General features: G+C 74.2%; 3 protein-coding genes. 2 read left to right on the forward strand and 1 reads right to left on the reverse strand.

The window, feature by feature from the left end; all coding sequences use genetic code 11:
- Both AC1D15_RS25630 and AC1D15_RS25635 read left to right on the forward strand, forming a co-directional pair.
- Nucleotides 1-904 (forward strand): P1 family peptidase (locus tag AC1D15_RS25630; protein WP_477828208.1); only part of this gene is annotated, 904 nt, incomplete at its 5' end.
- Entirely contained in the window at nt 901-2,217 is a 1,317-nt protein-coding gene (locus AC1D15_RS25635) for a twin-arginine translocation pathway signal (protein ID WP_477828209.1), read from the forward strand. The genes AC1D15_RS25630 and AC1D15_RS25635, both read left to right, overlap by 4 nt.
- A gap of 18 nt (nt 2,218-2,235) precedes the next feature.
- Here AC1D15_RS25635 and AC1D15_RS25640 read toward each other — a convergent pair.
- Nucleotides 2,236-2,757: hypothetical protein (locus AC1D15_RS25640; protein ID WP_477828210.1), on the reverse strand; the 522-nt coding region annotated here is incomplete at its 5' end.

The raw sequence follows: 2,757 nt of genomic DNA on the forward strand, positions 1-2,757 counted from the left end.
CTGCACCGTCGTGCTCGCGCCCGCGGGCGCCGTGGGTGGCGTCGACGTKCGCGGCGCCGCGCCGGGCACGCGCGAGACCGATCTGCTGTCGCCGCTGAATGCCGTCGAACACGTGCACGCGGTGCTGCTGGCCGGCGGCAGCGCATTCGGGCTCGACGCGGCCGGCGGCGTGATGCGCTGGCTCGAGGAGCGCGGCATCGGCTACCCGGTCGGCGCGCACCGCGTGCCGATCGTGCCGGCCGCGATCCTGTTCGACCTGTCGGTCGGCGACGGCCGCATCCGTCCCGATGCCGATGCCGGCTACGCCGCCTGCGAGGCCGCGAGCGACGCGCCCTGCGCCGAGGGCAATGTCGGCGCCGGCGCCGGTGCGCTGGTCGGCAAGCTGTTCGGGCTCGGCCGCGCGATGCGTGGCGGGCTCGGCCACGCCTGCATCACGGTGGACGGCATCACGGTCGGCGCGTGGGTCGCCGTGAACGCAGTCGGCGACGTGATCGATCCGCGCAGCGGCCGCGTGCTGGCCGGCGCGCGCAGCGCCGACGGCCTGGGCCTGCTCGACACCACGCAGGCCTTGCTGCGCGGCGAGCTGCCGCAGCCGATGCAAGCCGGCGCCGCGACGACGATCGGCGTGGTCGGCACCGACGCCGTGCTGACCAAGGCCCAGGCCAACAAGCTCGCGCAGACCGCGCACGACGGGCTCGCGCGCAGCATCAGCCCGGTCCACACGCAGAGCGACGGCGACACGCTGTTCGCGCTGGCCACCGGTGCCAGCGGGCGCAGCGCCCACTCCACCTTGCTCGGCACGATGGCGGCGGAGGCGACGGCCCGCGCCGTCGTGCGCGCGATCGAGGCCGCCACCGCCTGGGGCCCGTATCCCGCCGCGCGCGACCTGGGCCTGCCGGCATGAGCGACGCCGCCCCGACCGACGCCTTCCCGCCCATCGTCTTCGTGCACGGCAACGGCGACACCGCCGCGCTGTGGCTGACCACCGTCTGGCGCTTCGAGAGCAACGGCTGGCCGCGCGAGCGGCTGCAGGCGATCGACATGCCCTGCCCGCTTGCGCGCGACGACGACGGCATCGCGCAGCCCGGCCGCAGTTCCAGCGACGACGCCCGGCGCTGCGTGGCCGACACCGTCGAGCAGGCCTGCCGCCGGCATGGCGTGGCACAGGTGGTGCTGATCGCCAACTCGCGCGGCGGCTTCGCGGTGCGCAACTTCATCGCGAACGGCGGCGCGCCGCAGGTCTCGCACGCCATCCTCGGCGGCACGCCGAACCATGGCGTGTGGGCCGATGCCGGCTTCCGGCCGGGCAACGAGTTCAACGGCGCCGGGCCGTTCCTGCAGCGCCTGAACGGCAGCGGCGCCGACGAGACGACACCTGGCCCGCGCTGGATGACGGTGCGCTCCGACGGCCTCGACAAGTACGCGCAGCCCGACGGCCTGTGGATCGGCGCGCCCGGCCGGCCGACCGGTGTCGATGCCGACGGGCCGGCGCTGCGCGGCGCCCACAACGTCGTGATCGCCGGCATCGATCACCGCGAGACTTCGTTCGGCCCGGCGGCCTTCGACGCGATGTGGCGCTTTCTCACCGGCCGCGCGCCCGGCACTGTGCAGCCGGTGCCGGCGGACGCCGCGATCGCACTCTCCGGCACCGTCTCCGGCCTGCACCCGCAGGCCGCGGTGCCCGACAACCTGCCGCTGGCCGGTGCCACCGTCGAGGTGCACGCCACCGATCCCGCCACCGGCGAACGCATCGGCGCGCCGCTGTACCGCCACAGCGTCGGCCCGGACGGCGCCTGGGGACCGCTCGCGACCGACACCCGCACGCCGCTGGAGTTCGTCATCACCGCCGCCGGCCACGACACGACGCACCTCTACCGCTCGCCGTTCGCGCGGTCATCGTCGCTGGTGCACCTGCGCGCGATGCGGCTGGCCGATGTGGACGCCGACGCCGACCCGGTGGCCAACGACGACGCGCTCTCGCTGGTGCAGCTGAGCCGCCCGCGCGGCTACTTCGGCGTGCCGCGCGACCGCATCCTGCTCGACGGCCATCCGCCGGCCGGGCTGCCGCCGGGCGTGCCGGGGCTGTCGCTGGCCGCCGTCAAGATCACCGACACCGCGGGCCGCGCGGTGGCCGGAGAATTCAATGGCGAGCGCATCGTCGGCCGCGCCTGGCCGTGCGCCGGCGGCCATGTCGTGCTGCTCGAACTCCATTTCTGAGCGCACGACTGCACCGTTTCAGCAGGGCAACTCCAGCACCGTCCGGCAGGAAACCGCCTGCAGGGCGTCGGACAGCATGGCGCAGCGATTGCGTCCGAACCCGTCGATGTCGACGAGCGTCAGCCGGTGCAGGCGAAGCTTCGGGATGTCTTCGATCAGCGAGGCCAGGAAGCGCGACGTGCAGCCCATCGTGCCGATGGCCTCCAGGATCAGGTGGGTGACGCCGGCACGGCGTGTGGGCATCGCCGCCAGCAGGGTCATCGCGGTGGCGGCGCTGCACGCCCTCAACGTGAGGCGCTCCAGCGCGGGCTGCCGGCAGGCGATCCCGGCGAGCTGGTCCGCGCAGTCGCACCACCATGATTCCCCATGCAGCGTCAGCGCCTGCAGCTGCGGATTGGCACGAATGATCTTCGGGACCATCGATTTCCAGAGCGCCTTGTCCCGGCTGGATCCGATGGTCAGCGCGGTCAGGCTGCCGTCGAGCGTCAGCACGCGGGCCAGGCCGGCGGCGGCCTGGGCCTTCCCGGCACACCCGAAGGG

The organism is Rhizobacter sp. P2_H2, assembly GCF_056403375.1.